11 protein-coding genes are annotated in these 12,841 nt (G+C 54.3%); 7 read left to right on the forward strand and 4 right to left on the reverse strand.

Translation table 11 applies throughout. From position 1 onward, the window contains the following. Window positions 1–6 precede the first annotated feature (6 nt). A complete protein-coding gene (locus R0I78_RS12340; protein WP_317075528.1) occupies window positions 7–777 on the reverse strand; it encodes a DUF3025 domain-containing protein in 771 nt (256 codons plus the stop codon). A gap of 218 nt (window positions 778–995) precedes the next feature. Here R0I78_RS12340 and R0I78_RS12345 point away from each other — a divergent pair, with 218 nt between their 5' ends. Further along, a complete protein-coding gene (locus R0I78_RS12345) occupies window positions 996–1,424 on the forward strand; it encodes an ATP-dependent zinc protease (RefSeq protein WP_317075529.1) in 429 nt (142 codons plus the stop codon). Window positions 1,425–1,467: 43 nt separating this feature from the next. Here R0I78_RS12345 and R0I78_RS12350 read toward each other — a convergent pair whose 3' ends face one another. Together R0I78_RS12350 and R0I78_RS12355 are read right to left on the reverse strand one after the other, a co-directional pair. Further along, window positions 1,468–1,563 carry a MetS family NSS transporter small subunit gene (locus tag R0I78_RS12350; protein ID WP_019933813.1) on the reverse strand — a complete coding sequence of 32 codons (96 nt, stop codon included), beginning with the start codon at window positions 1,561–1,563 and terminating at the stop codon, window positions 1,468–1,470. Continuing rightward, window positions 1,560–3,035, reverse strand: a complete 1,476-nt coding sequence (locus R0I78_RS12355; protein ID WP_317075530.1) for a sodium-dependent transporter — start codon at window positions 3,033–3,035, stop codon at window positions 1,560–1,562. Before R0I78_RS12355 ends, R0I78_RS12350 begins: the two co-directional genes overlap by 4 nt. A 570-nt stretch (window positions 3,036–3,605) precedes the next feature. Here R0I78_RS12355 and R0I78_RS12360 point away from each other — a divergent pair. Then, window positions 3,606–3,806 carry a DUF1127 domain-containing protein gene (locus R0I78_RS12360; RefSeq protein ID WP_019933811.1) on the forward strand — a complete coding sequence of 67 codons (201 nt, stop codon included), beginning with the start codon at window positions 3,606–3,608 and terminating at the stop codon, window positions 3,804–3,806. Window positions 3,807–3,856: 50 nt separating this feature from the next. Here R0I78_RS12360 and R0I78_RS12365 read toward each other — a convergent pair whose 3' ends face one another. Then, a complete protein-coding gene (locus R0I78_RS12365) occupies window positions 3,857–5,212 on the reverse strand; it encodes a DASS family sodium-coupled anion symporter (RefSeq protein ID WP_317075531.1) in 1,356 nt (451 codons plus the stop codon). Window positions 5,213–5,291: 79 nt separating this feature from the next. Between R0I78_RS12365 and R0I78_RS12370 the strand changes: the two genes are divergently transcribed. From R0I78_RS12370 to R0I78_RS12390, 5 genes are all read left to right on the forward strand, one after another. Continuing rightward, window positions 5,292–7,958 carry a response regulator gene (locus R0I78_RS12370; RefSeq protein WP_317075532.1) on the forward strand — a complete coding sequence of 889 codons (2,667 nt, stop codon included), beginning with the start codon at window positions 5,292–5,294 and terminating at the stop codon, window positions 7,956–7,958. 265 nt (window positions 7,959–8,223) lie between these two features. Then, the gene (locus tag R0I78_RS12375) at window positions 8,224–9,477 is read left to right on the forward strand and encodes a D-amino acid dehydrogenase (protein ID WP_019933808.1); all 1,254 of its coding nucleotides are present in this window, start codon (window positions 8,224–8,226) and stop codon (window positions 9,475–9,477) included. A gap of 84 nt (window positions 9,478–9,561) precedes the next feature. Continuing rightward, window positions 9,562–10,443, forward strand: coding sequence for an AEC family transporter (locus tag R0I78_RS12380; protein ID WP_019933807.1), 882 nt, complete (start codon window positions 9,562–9,564; stop codon window positions 10,441–10,443). Window positions 10,444–10,789: 346 nt separating this feature from the next. Continuing rightward, entirely contained in the window at window positions 10,790–11,056 is a 267-nt protein-coding gene (locus tag R0I78_RS12385; RefSeq protein WP_317075533.1) for a DUF4212 domain-containing protein, read from the forward strand. A gap of 10 nt (window positions 11,057–11,066) precedes the next feature. After that, complete coding sequence (locus tag R0I78_RS12390) at window positions 11,067–12,767, forward strand: sodium:solute symporter family protein (protein WP_019933805.1); 1,701 nt, start codon at window positions 11,067–11,069, stop codon at window positions 12,765–12,767. The last annotated feature ends 74 nt before the right edge of the window (window positions 12,768–12,841 follow it).

Raw genomic sequence — 12,841 nt, forward strand, 5'->3', positions numbered from 1 at the left:
CTCAAATCACCCCTGCCGCCGGGGCCGGAAGTAATCGGTATTATTATAAAAGGCCGGATTTTCATTGGCCGGCCACCAGCCGGGAATGCCGAGCAGAGGCAAAGGCCGCAATGGTTTCGGCTTATCAAACAACTGTTGCTGTTCACACTGCCGGCACAGGGCGCTGTCCAGCAGCTGATACTGGCGGTGCACAGGGGCCTCAAAAAAAGCATCGGGCATGGTAATGACCACGGCTTTGGCGGTCAGGCCAATAAAAGGTGCCAGTGCCAGCTCATACAACGCATGGCCAAACACAAAGGCCCGGCGCTGCTGCCAATGCGTCCGGCCAGTTACAAACAGGGTTTGCCAGTCGTGCGCCTGCAACAGCGCGGCGGCTTCATCGCCTTCACGTACCGCCAGCACCAGACCGCATTCATCAAAATGGGTGATGCGATCCCGGCGGGGCGTACGCCGGCGGGCACCGTGAACGGCAATGTGCTCCATATGCAGCCGGTTCAGCAGCGCCTTGGTGTGAGGGAACAGATGCCAGATAACAGCACCGAAAAAGTCATGCCAGTTAGCCTGTCGGGTAGGCACCTGCCCTCTGGCCACTGCTTCTTCGTAATAGCAGTCAAGAGCGGCAAAATGCTGGTCGTCAATAAAACGCACGGGTAGCTGTGCTGCCAGCTGCTTATTCAGACAGGCAACATCGGGCCAGCGGGGCTGCTGAAACCGTATCAGATCGCTCAGCTGGCCAAGAATGGGGTTGCGCGTGGTAAAATCAGGGTCCCAGCTCATTGGTCGTCCGCTCACATAAAAGCCGCCAAGCATAGCGCCGCGGCAAAAAATGTTCAGCAAATTTTGAAAACAAGGCATTCTCCGGTGTCAGGACCCTGGTTAGAATGCCTGTGTCAAATTCTGACGAGTGAGGCAAGCCAATGAAACGGGTATTACAGACAATCTGGTTAATGGCTTTACTGCTCCCTGGCACGGCCATGGCAGCAAAGGATAACAGTGTGAAAATAGATGATAAATGGGTACTTGGCCGGGTGGAGTGGTTGTGGCTGCCGGCATTGCAAGACACCATAAAGGCACGCATCGACTCCGGTGCCAAAACCTCTTCCATGTCGGCGACCAATATTGCAGAGTTCGAGCGCGGCGGCGAGCCCTGGGTGCGCTTTACCTTTTTGCACGATCACATCACATCGGACATGGAAGCGCCGCTGACGCGCTATGTGCGCATTCGTCAGGCCAACAGCAAAAAGGCTGACCGACGAGTGGTAGTGACGCTGCCGGTACGTCTGGGTGATCTGGAGAAAAACGTGGAGTTTACACTTAAGGATCGTACGCGCATGCTGTATCCGGTGCTGCTGGGCCGCGAATTTATGGGAAATGATGTGCTGATAGATCCGTCCCGGCGGTTTGTACAGCCAAAGCATCCATAAAAAAAGGGCGGTAAACACCGCCCTTGCTATTTATATTCCGATGTTACCTGGACTGCATGGCCCGGCGTATGCACAGGGCAGCACCGCCCCAGGTAATGCCAAGGCCGATGATCATCATGATAATAGCACCACTGGTCATGCCTTTACCTCCTGCTTGTTGCTCATATTAATGATAATGGCCACCACCAGCATCACGGCAATCATGCCCCAGCCAATAAACAAAATTTCGTTATTGCTGTAGCCGCCGTAGTTCTCTTTAAAGGCATCCATGATGTTGTTGAACAGAATCACAATCAGCATGCCAATGGAGACAAATTTGATGCACAGCTGCCACCAGATGCCAATGCTGAACTCAGACAGCTCATTGGCCCGCTTCTGATAATCCGACAGCTTGCACAGCCAGCCCACCAGGAACAGCTCAAGCAGACAGGAGCCCAGCAGTGCCATATTGTTAATGTAGTAATCCACCAGATCCAGCAGCAGCAAACCGCCGTTGGTAATAAACAGCAGGCTCACCACAAAACCGGTGCCACAGAACACCACAGAGGTTTTCTGCCGGCTCCAGCCGGTCTTGTCCATCAGACCGGTGGTAACGGCCTGGGCAATGGAAATGTGTGAGCTGATACCGGCAAACACCAGTGCCAGGAAGAACAGCGGGCCGGTAATGCCCGGAGCAGGCAGCAGATTGATGGCGGTAGGCAGGGTTACAAAGGCAAGCCCCACGCCCGAGCTGACCACTTCAGTGAGCTCTTTATCCTGCGCGTGGGCCATGTAGCCCAGGGCACCAAAGATCATGATGCCGGCCAGCATGGAGAAGCCGCAGTTCATCAGCACCGTCATAAAGGCGTTGTTGTTGATGTCTGACTTTTTGGGCAAAAAGCTGGCATAAGACAGCATAATGGCAAAGCCCACACTCAGGGTGAAGAAGATCTGACCATAGGCGGCAGACCACACCTTGAGATCCCAGATTTTGCTGAAGTCGGGCTCCAGCAGCCAGTTAATGCCGTTCAGCGCGCCGGGCAGCGACACTACCCGGCCAATTAGCACCAGCACCAGCAAGAACAGCAGGGGCATCAATACCTTGTTGATTTTTTCAATACCGCCCTGCACGCCACGGTAGGTAGCCACAAAGCTGGCTGCCCAGGCCAGGATCAGCGGCAACAGCAAGTGAGTCTGAATGCTGCCAAGATTGGACGGAGAGTTGTCTCCCAGCTTCAGAAACTCGCCAAAGAAGAAGGCATTGCTGTCGTCGCCCCAGCTCTGATCCACCGCAAACCAGGCATAGGAAATGGCCCAGGCAATGACCACCACATAATAAAAGGCGATCACCGCGCAGATCATAACCTGAAACCAGCCCAGCCACTCAAAGCGATGGTTCAGCTGGCGCAGGGTGCCGGGCGCACCGGAGCGGTATTTATGCCCCAGCGTAAACTCCAGGATCATAAAGGGAATGCCTGCAGTCAGCATGGCAAACAAATAGGGAATAAAGAAGGCACCACCGCCGTTTTCATAGGCCATATAGGGGAAGCGCCAGATATTACCCAGGCCCACGGCAGAGCCGACGGCCGCAAGGATAAACCCGGTACGGGAACCCCACTGCTCACGTTTCATAACGAATCCTCGGGAATAAAAGATAACTAAAAGGGTAGTTTCACCGGCGCAGGGTAGGCGGGGGCAGGGGTAAAATCAACGCGCCGATCTGCTGCTTCAAAGGATTTATCCCTTACATCTGTATGTCGTTGGTTCTTTTTACGGAATGATTAACAACTATGTGTTGTTATGCTGGTGTTATCATCTTGAAACTGGCAATGCTTCAGCTAAATCGTGTTTTTTGCATTTTGATAAAAACTGTGGATGTGCGCATATACCGGAGTGTAAAAAGAAACTTGCGCACTTATGCAGCAGGTAACAATGCTCTCTTGGTTTTAAGCAGCACAAAATCAGGCTTGGTGCATAAAAAATCATGCAAGTTGATTTTTTATATAAGCATCAGTAATTCTTATGACCACAGGGCTTTGGTTGGTGTTTATTGCTTGATAATTAACCGTTAACAGGTTGTTTTCTTTCGTGCTGTGAGTGATTTGCCATTAGTTTTTTTAACTTTAAAACGCAGAAAAAGTCAGTTGAGGGCAGCGCCGCCCGCGCCTATGCTGCGCCCGCATTCATTTAAGGAGGCGCGTTATGAACACCACTTTGCAATCAGTACACAAGACTGCCCGCCCGGCAGCAAAAGCCGGCTTTCTGAGTACCCTTGGTACCTGGCTGCGCCGCAGCCGCACCCGTCGTGAGCTGGCGGCACTGCCGCCCTATCTGCTGAAAGACATCGGTATTAACGAAGCTGATCGTTATCAGGAAGTCAGCAAGCCGTTCTGGCAACAGTAACGCAACGGAATGCGCCTCAACAAAAAAGCCGCTGTCAGCGGCTTTTTTTATTAACCAAACACACCAAACCAGAGGGTGAGCACCAGAATACAGATAAGGTTAAGGGCAAAACCGGCCTTCATCATTTGTCGTTGCGGAATATAACCCGAGCCAAACACGATGGCATTGGGTGGGGTGGCCACCGGCAGCATAAAGGCACAGGATGCCGACACCGCAATCAGTGCCGCCACTATCACCGGCGACAGTCCCAGCCCTTCAGCCACGGCCGCAAACACCGGAATCAACAAGGCAGCGCTGGCCGTATTGGACGCCAGCTCCGTTAAGAACACCACAAACACACAAATGGTCAGCAGCATGACCAGCGGACTTGCCTGGGTCAGCCCTTCTGCCAGGTGGTTGGCTAGAAACAGACTGGTACCGGTTTCCTTAAGAATATGGCTCAAGGTCAGGCCGCCGCCAAACAGCAGCAACACGCCCCAGTCGGCCTGATGCTCCACTTCTTTCCAGTCGGCCACTTTGGTGACCCCCACCAGAATAATGGCCAGCACTGCCACCAGCGTATCAAAACCCGATATGCCGCCCAGCAGGGCGGATAAGGGTGATGAAAAAATCCACAGGCACACGGTGAGGGCAAAAATACCCAGAGTAAGAAAGTGCTTTGGGCTCCAATCGGGTGCATTTTCCGTCAGGTTGATTTGCTCATTAAGCTGAGGCCGGAACAGTACCCACAGCAAAACAATGGTCAGTGGCAGCAGCACCAGGCTGATGGGCAGACCAATGGCCATCCACTCGGCAAAGCCCAGACCGGTTTCGGCAGCAGCAATGGCGTTGGGCGGGCTGCCTACCAGGGTAGCAATGCCGCCGATATTGGCGCTGTAGGCAACTCCCAGCAGCACAAAAACATAGGTAGAAGCGTGGCGGTGTTCGTCCAGACAGCGCAGCAGCCCCAGTGCCAGCGGCAGCATCATAGCGGCCGTGGCGGTGTTGCTGATCCACATGGATAAAAAGGCCGAGGTAATAAACAACAGTAATACGGCGACGGCCAGCCGGCCACCGGCCAGCTGCAGAATGCGCACTGCCACCAGCCGGTCCAGCCCCTGACAGTGCATGGCGGCTGCCAGTGCAAAGCCACCCAGGAACAAAAAGATAATGGGATTGGCAAAATTGCTGAGGGCATCTCCTGTGCTCAGCACGCCCAACAACACTGCCAGCAGCGGCACCAGCAGGGCAGTAATGGTAATATTTACCGCTTCTGTCAGCCAGAGGGTGGCGATCACCAGCAGCAAGGCCAGTCCCTTGTTCACTTCCGGCTCAAAGGGCAGCCCCAGCGCCAGCGCCGGCAGTGCCGGAATGCACAGCAAAAAAACGCCGGTGCGGAACCGGGAAGAGGATGATTGGTTAGACATGTTGATTCCGTTATGTTGTTGTTTTGGTTTTGATTATCAAAAATGCGGCGAACTATATCACCGCCCGCAGGAGCAGTAGATGATGGCAGCCGCAAAATTCGAACCCGGTATTCAAAAAAAACATAACTGGCTGATATTGGCGCTGGTATTAGTGTTACTGACGGTGTTGTGGCAGGGCGTCAGTCTGTTTCAGCAATACCGTAACGGCAGCCAGCTGGTGCAGGTGGCCACGCCGGTGATTGATGAACTCTATCGCATACACCACAACATCATGATGCCCGGTGCTGAAACCACAGTGCTGCTGGAAGAGCAAAGCCGTCGGCTGGCCTTGCTGGTATCGCACTTTAATAAATATCTGCGCCAGCTGAACATGGCCCCTCTTGCCGAGTCTCTGCAGCCTGACGTCTACCTTGAGCGCTTGCAGAAATTACAGGATGCCGAGCTGCATGCCCGCCATAGTCTGCAGCATTTTATCGAGACCAGGAACAAGATACGTCAGCCTGAACAGCGGGCCGCCTTGCAGCCGCTGCTGCAGCGCAGCCGGCTCTATCTTTACAGTACTAACCCGCTTTTTGTGCAGGTGCTGGAGCAGCAGGCCATCAAGCTGGAGTCATTGTGGCCCAAGGCACCGGCCATGGCAGAAGCCTTGTATGCCCATGGCATTTTTATCAGCGATCTGCATGAACTGGTGCTGCTCAGGCAGGACCTGGCCGGTCGCAACATCACGCTTTTTTACCAAAAAGTGACCGAGTGGCGGCAGCAAGCCGAACGCAACCGGGATCGCTTACTGGTACTGGCACTCATGCTGTTGCTGGGCGGCCTGTGTGTGGCAGGGGGAGTGCTTTACATCAATAACCGTAAATTACACAAAGCCAATATCAGTGCCAGCTCACTGGCACAGGCGAAAACCGACTTTCTGGCCAATATGAGTCATGAAATCCGCACTCCCATGAATGCCATCATCGGCTTTGTGTCGTTACTGCAGCAAACCCGCCTTGATCAGCGCCAGCAGGACTATCTGGCCAAAATCGGCTTGTCTGCCGACAACCTGCTGTTACTGATTAACGATATTCTCGATCTCACCAAGGTGGAAGCCGGCAAACTTGAGCTGGAAAATATTGATTTTGATCTGAATGAGCAGCTTGAGCAGCTGGCGGTGCTGTTCGCCGACATGTCGGAACAAAAGCGGCTGGAAGTCATTATTGACAAAGCCCCCTCAGTGCCCGACAGGCTGCGGGGCGATCCGCTTCGGTTGGGGCAGGTGCTGACCAACCTGGTCAGCAATGCCCTTAAGTTCACCGAGCGCGGCGAAGTGATGGTCAGCATTTCTCTGACCGATGAAGTCAGCCCCAGGCTGTGTTTTGAAGTGCGTGACACCGGCATTGGCATTATGCCCGAGCAGCAGGAGCAGCTGTTTCAGTCATTCAGTCAGGTGGATGCCAGCACCACCCGCAAATACGGTGGCAGCGGATTAGGTCTGAGTATCTGCCGGCATCTGGTGGAGCTGATGCAGGGGGATATCAGGCTGCACAGTGAGCCGGGCAGAGGCTCGGTGTTTTATGTGTATTTGCCGCTGCACCTGGCACAGGAGCAGGTTCAGCAGTCAGAGTGCCTGTTTGAACCCGGCACCCGGGTGTTACTGGTGGATGACAATGCACATGCCCGTGAGGCGCTCACTGCCATGCTGAGCAATGCCGGTTTTGTGGTGCATGGCGCGGACTGTGCCGAGCAGGCCCGCAGCTTATTGAAGCTGCATGGCACCGAGTTTGATCTGGCCCTGATAGACTGTTGTCTGGGAATGGAAAACGGCATGGATCTGGCACGTTATATTCGTCAGCAACCCGCGTTTGAAGGGTTGCCTGTGGTGGTGGTCAGTGCCTTTGGCAGAGAGCGGCAAACGGCTCAGATGCGCCTGCTGGGCATTCATCATTATGTTTCCAAACCGGTGACCTGGCAGCGTTTGTCGGCCTGTTTAAGCAAGGTATTGCACCCTCAGACAGCATCGGCTGATGTGGTGGTCACCACCACAGAGCAAGACAGTTATCGCCAGCAGCTGGAAGGCATGCATGTGTTGCTGGCAGAAGATAACCGGCTTAACCAACAGCTGATAGTAGAATATCTGTCCCGGGTGGGCGTGCGCGTTACCCTGGCCGATAACGGCCGCCAGGCCGTTGAGCTGCTGAGGCTGCAACCCTTTGATGTGGTGCTGATGGACTTGCAGATGCCGATTCTGGACGGGCTGGAAGCAACTCGACAGATACGGCGGCTGCAGCAGCATCATCAGGTTCCCATTATTGCACTGACCGCCAGTGCCATGCGGGCAGATCAGGAAAGCAGTCTGGCATCGGGCATGAACGCCTACATTTCCAAGCCGGTGAGCAGTGTTGTGCTGTATAAAACCCTGCAGGAATACAGTGGCAGACCCATACCGCCGCTGTCTTCCTCTGTGGTGTCGTCTTCACCGCCGGTGACGGCCTCTCAGGCTGCTAAAACAGCGGTGGCCGACCTGCTGGCCTGCCGGGATCAATTGTGGCTGGTGCAGGCAGCTCAGGCCGAAAAGAACCGGGCGGAAACCACACAGCTGCTCAATGAGCTGGCGCATTGTGCGGTCGCAGCCGGAGAAACCGCATTGGCAGATCTGGCCGAGGCGGCCATGGTCTGGCCGCAACAGGGAGAGGATGTGCCCTATGCTCAGCTGGAATTACTGCAAAGAGAGCTGGCCATGGTGTTATCACACTACAACTAGCATAAATTTATGTGTAACGTGATCTTTGTCACACATTGTTTTGTTTTGGTTTTATGTTCTGATTTTTTGGTTTTTGTTGGAATTTTATATTTCAAGTAAAACCTGCCGCAGTTTAACCACCAATCCCCTTTGGGAAGCGGGTTTGAAAGAGGTTTTTTCATGCATAAGGCAAGGTTTTTTTGTGATGTAACTCGCTGGATTTTTCCCTGATTTTGGATGATATTCTCGCCCAACAGGCATTCAGATTCCAAAGTAGGGTAGCGTTATGAAAGTATTGGTTTTAGGTAGTGGTGTGGTTGGCGTTACCAGCGCCTGGTATCTGGCTCAGCAGGGGCATGAAGTGGTAGTGCTGGACCGCCAGCCCGATGCCGCAGAAGAAACCAGCTTTGCCAACGCCGGCCAGCTTTCTTTTGGCATGTCTTCTCCCTGGGCTGCGCCGGGCATTCCGGTCAAGGCCATGAAATGGATGTTCCAGGCTCATGCCCCTCTGAAAGTGCGCCCCGGCACCAATCCGGCGCAGTGGAAGTTCATGCTGTCGATGCTGGCCAACTGTAATGAAAAATCCTACAGCATTAACAAATCCCGCATGGTACGCGTATCCGAGTACAGCCGTCAGTGCATCAACGCCCTGCAGGATGAACTGGGGCTGCCCTTTGAAGGCCGTAAAAAAGGCCTGTTGCAGGTATTCCGTACCGAAAAGCAGGTAGCCGATGCCGCCAAAGACATCAAAGTGCTGCAGGAATTTGGTGTGAATCACGCCATGCTGAATGTAGAAGACTGCATTGCCCGTGAGCCCGCACTGGCCCGGGTAAAAGACAAACTGGTAGGCGGTCTGCACTTTCCGGACGATCAAACCGGTGACTGCAATCTCTTTACCAAGGCACTGGTGAAAAAGTGTCAGGAAAAAGGCGTTGTGTTCAAATTCAACACCGAGATCAAGGCACTGGTGCGTGACGGTGACGAAATTCGTGGCGCTCAGACCGATCATGGTCTTGAAACTGCCGATCAGGTGCTGGTGTGCATGGGCAGCTACTCGCCGTTTCTGCTCACGCCGCTTGGCATCAGTCTGCCCATTTATCCCATCAAGGGCTATTCACTGACTATCGATGTGAAAAAAGACGAAGATGCGCCTCAGTCCACGGTAATGGATGAAACCTACAAAGTGGCCATTACCCGGTTTGAGAACCGTATTCGTGCTGCCGGCACCGCTGAACTGGCCGACTTTAACAAGGATCTGCCCAAGGCCCGGCTGGATACCATTTCTCAGTCGGTGACCGACCTGTTCCCGGAAGGCGGTCATATCGACAAGGCCGAGTTCTGGACCGGTTTCCGCCCCATGACCCCGGACGGTACTCCCATTATCGGTGGTACCCGCTACAAGAACCTGTGGCTGAACACCGGTCACGGTACGCTCGGATGGACCATGGGTGCCGGCTCTGCCTCGCTGATTGCCGATCTGATCAGCGGTAATAAGACCGATATCGACAGCGACGGCCTGGCTTACAGCCGCTACGGCTAAGCTGGCCGGAGAAGCAAACCGCTTCTCATCTGGACACTGAACGCCAAAAAACGCACTATTGCCGTTTTTTGGCGTTCTTCGTTTATGCTGCTTACTCTGCTCAATATAGTGCTGCCGGTGTTTGCCGTGGTGGCGGTCGGTTTTCTGTTTGGCCGTCGTCAGCACAACCCGGAAATGGGCTTTGTAAACGCGGCCAATGTGGCGGTATTCTGCCCTGCACTGGTGTTCTCGGCGCTGATCAGCAACCCGGTTTCCCTGTCTCAGAGCTGGCCGTTAATTGTGGCCGGTGCATTGTGCATCATACTGCCGGGGCTGATGCTGGCGCTGTTTCATGTTCGCGGTATTGAGCGGCGCACTCAGGTGCTGGCGGGCATGTTCCGCAACACCGGCAATATTGGCATTCCGCTGATGATGCTGGCCTATGGCGAGGAGCAGCTGGGGGCCATTATTATTTTGTTTGTGCTTTCTAACCTGCTGCACTTTTCCCTTGGGCTGTTTATTCTTTCCCGCGAGGCCGGCCGCTGGCAGTGGCTTAAAAACCCCATTGTCTGGGCGGCCGTGGCCGGGGTTGTGCTGGCCGATCATCAAAGCCTGCTGCCGCAGTTTGTGTATACCAGTGCCGACTTGCTGGGCCAGATGGCGGTGCCGCTGATGTTGTTTGCACTGGGCGTGCGCTTGTCGGCGGGCGAGGTGGGCAACCTGGGGCCGGCATTTAAACTGAATCTGCTGTATCTGCTCGCCGGTGCCGCCAGTGTTGCGCTGGTGGCCTGGTGGCTGCCATTAACCAATGACTGGCTTAAACTGCTGGCATTATCAGTGATGTTGCCGCCGGCGGTGCTTAACTATCTGCTGTGCGAGCAATATCGCTGCCAGCCCGACAAAATGGCCAGCATAGTGCTGCTGGGTAATGTGATGTCGGTTGCCGTGATCCCGGTGGTGGTCTTTCTGACCCTCACCTATCTGTAAAGAGAGCTGCGAAGCTTGCAGCAGTGGAGTATCGAAGCATCAATGCGGTTGCATTCCGCCGACACGCTTCGAGTACTTCCCTGTAACGCTCGAAAATGCCATCCATGGCATTTAATGGTCGGCTACGGCAAACCCCATTACTGCTTCGAGTGTCTGCAGGCGTTAGATGGAACAAGACAGGTTGGGACGAGTCCCAACCTTCCTCCATTCCCGCCAGAGCTAGCGTGGTTAAATTTACGTTAAATTAATTTTAACGCCAGGTTAATACCAAAGTATAAGTTTCAACCAGCCCCGCCAGCGCTATTGTTATTTTCGAACCGTATTCGGCTATTCAAGGAGAGGAAGAATGGCGTTCGAAAATCAGGAAAAAGCAAAAGCATACTGGCAGGAAAACCTCAGGCTGATGGGCATATTGCTCGCCATCTGGTTTACGGTTTCCTATCTGTTCGGCATTGTGCTGGTTGATGTACTCAATGCCTTCACCATTGGCGGTGCCAAGCTGGGATTCTGGTTCTCCCAGCAAGGGGCCATTTACGTCTTTGTGGTGCTCATTTTCGTTTACGTATGGCGAATGAATGTGCTCGACAAAAAATACAACGTTGAAGAAGAGTAAGGGGTAGGAAATGGATATCCAAACCTGGACATTTATACTGGTGGGGCTGAGCTTTGCCCTCTACATTGGCATTGCCATCTGGGCCCGTGCCGGCACCACCGGTGAGTTCTACGTGGCCGGCGGCGGCGTGCATCCGGTAGCCAATGGCATGGCCACCGCAGCCGACTGGATGTCGGCGGCGTCGTTTATCTCCATGGCAGGCATTATTTCCTTTGCCGGTTACGACGGCAGTGTGTATTTGCTGGGCTGGACCGGTGGCTATGTACTGCTGGCGCTGTGTCTGGCACCCTACTTGCGCAAGTTCGGCAAGTTTACCGTGCCCGACTTTATCGGTGATCGTTACTATTCTCAGACTGCCCGCATGGTAGCGGTGTTCTGCGCCATTTTTGTGTCCTTCACCTATGTGGCCGGACAAATGCGCGGCACCGGCGTGGTGTTTTCCCGCTTCCTGGAAGTAGACATTGATGTGGGCGTAATCATCGGCATGGCCATTGTGTTCTTCTATGCCGTGCTCGGTGGTATGAAGGGCATCACCTACACTCAGGTGGCACAATACTGCGTGCTGATCTTTGCCTTCCTGGTGCCCGCCATTTTCGTCTCTCTGCTGGTGACCGGCACTCCGGTACCGCAGCTGGGCTTTATTGGCCAGACTAGCGACGGAATGGAGCTGCTGGATAAACTGGACGGCCTGTCGCAGGAGCTGGGCTTTACCGAATATACCTCCGGCAACAAATCGGGCATTGATGTGTTCTTTATTACCGCCGCGCTTATGGTGGGTACTGCCGGTCTGCCTCACGTGATTATTCGCTTCTTCACCGTGCCCAAGGTGCGCGATGCGCGTATTTCTGCCGGCTGGGCGCTGCTGTTTATCTCTTTCCTCTACACCACGGCACCGGCTGTGGCTGCCTTTGCCCGGGTTAACATGATTGAAGGCCTGAACGGTCCCGACGGTCAGGGTGTGGCTGCCGAGCAGGCTCCCGCCTGGGTAGGCAACTGGGAAAAAACCGGCCTGGTCAACTGGGAAGATAAAAACGGTGACGGTCGCCTGTTCTATTCCGGTGACGAGCGTAATGAAATGACCATCAGCCCCGATATTATCGTGCTGGCCAGCCCTGAAATCGGCAAGCTGCCCAACTGGGTAGTGGCATTGCTGGCAGCGGGCGGTATGGCAGCGGCGCTGTCGACGGCAGCGGGTCTGTTGCTGGTTATTTCCACCTCCATTGCCCACGACCTGCTCAAGAAAGGCCTCAAGCCCGACATGACCGACAAGCAGGAGCTGATGGCCGCGCGCATTGCCGCTGCAGTGGCCGTGATTGGTGCCGGTTATCTTGGTATCAACCCGCCCGGCTTTGTGGCACAGGTAGTGGCCTTTGCCTTTGGTCTGGCTGCCGCGTCTTTCTTCCCGGCCATTGTGCTTGGTATTTTCTACAAGAAAATGAACAAGGAAGGGGCCATTGCCGGCATGGTGAGCGGCATTGCCTTTACCGCCAGCTATATTATTTACTTCAAGTTCATCAACCCCGCCGCCAGCACCCCGGAAAACTGGCTGTTCGGCATTTCCCCCGAGGGCATTGGTACCCTGGGCATGCTGGTTAACCTGACCGTATCTTTGGTGGTGGCCAAAGTGACCCGTGAAACCCCGCAGGAAGTGCAGGAACTGGTAGAAAGCATTCGTTTCCCCAAAGGGGCAGGCGAAGCTCACAGCCATTGATCTGTATCATGGTAAATATCAGGGACGCGCAAGCGTCCCTTTTTTATTTCACTGGTTTGCAAGCCTCTGTTCAT

Origin of the sequence: Oceanimonas sp. CAM02, assembly GCF_032842915.1 — a bacterium.
Taxonomy (GTDB): domain Bacteria; phylum Pseudomonadota; class Gammaproteobacteria; order Enterobacterales; family Aeromonadaceae; genus Oceanimonas; species Oceanimonas smirnovii.

Bases quoted from the DNA above. Each gene is read 5' to 3' on its own strand.
- R0I78_RS12370 (WP_317075532.1), top strand. From the start codon at position 5,292: ATGATGGCAGCCGCAAAATTCGAACCCGGTATTCAAAAAAAACATAAC.
- R0I78_RS12340 (WP_317075528.1), bottom strand. From the start codon at position 777: ATGAGCTGGGACCCTGATTTTACCACGCGCAACCCCATTCTTGGCCAG.
- R0I78_RS12355 (WP_317075530.1), bottom strand. From the start codon at position 3,035: ATGAAACGTGAGCAGTGGGGTTCCCGTACCGGGTTTATCCTTGCGGCC.
- R0I78_RS12350 (WP_019933813.1), bottom strand. From the start codon at position 1,563: ATGACCAGTGGTGCTATTATCATGATGATCATCGGCCTTGGCATTACC.
- R0I78_RS12360 (WP_019933811.1), top strand. From the start codon at position 3,606: ATGAACACCACTTTGCAATCAGTACACAAGACTGCCCGCCCGGCAGCA.
- R0I78_RS12390 (WP_019933805.1), top strand. From the start codon at position 11,067: ATGGATATCCAAACCTGGACATTTATACTGGTGGGGCTGAGCTTTGCC.
- R0I78_RS12365 (WP_317075531.1), bottom strand. From the start codon at position 5,212: ATGTCTAACCAATCATCCTCTTCCCGGTTCCGCACCGGCGTTTTTTTG.
- R0I78_RS12375 (WP_019933808.1), top strand. From the start codon at position 8,224: ATGAAAGTATTGGTTTTAGGTAGTGGTGTGGTTGGCGTTACCAGCGCC.
- R0I78_RS12385 (WP_317075533.1), top strand. From the start codon at position 10,790: ATGGCGTTCGAAAATCAGGAAAAAGCAAAAGCATACTGGCAGGAAAAC.
- R0I78_RS12380 (WP_019933807.1), top strand. From the start codon at position 9,562: ATGCTGCTTACTCTGCTCAATATAGTGCTGCCGGTGTTTGCCGTGGTG.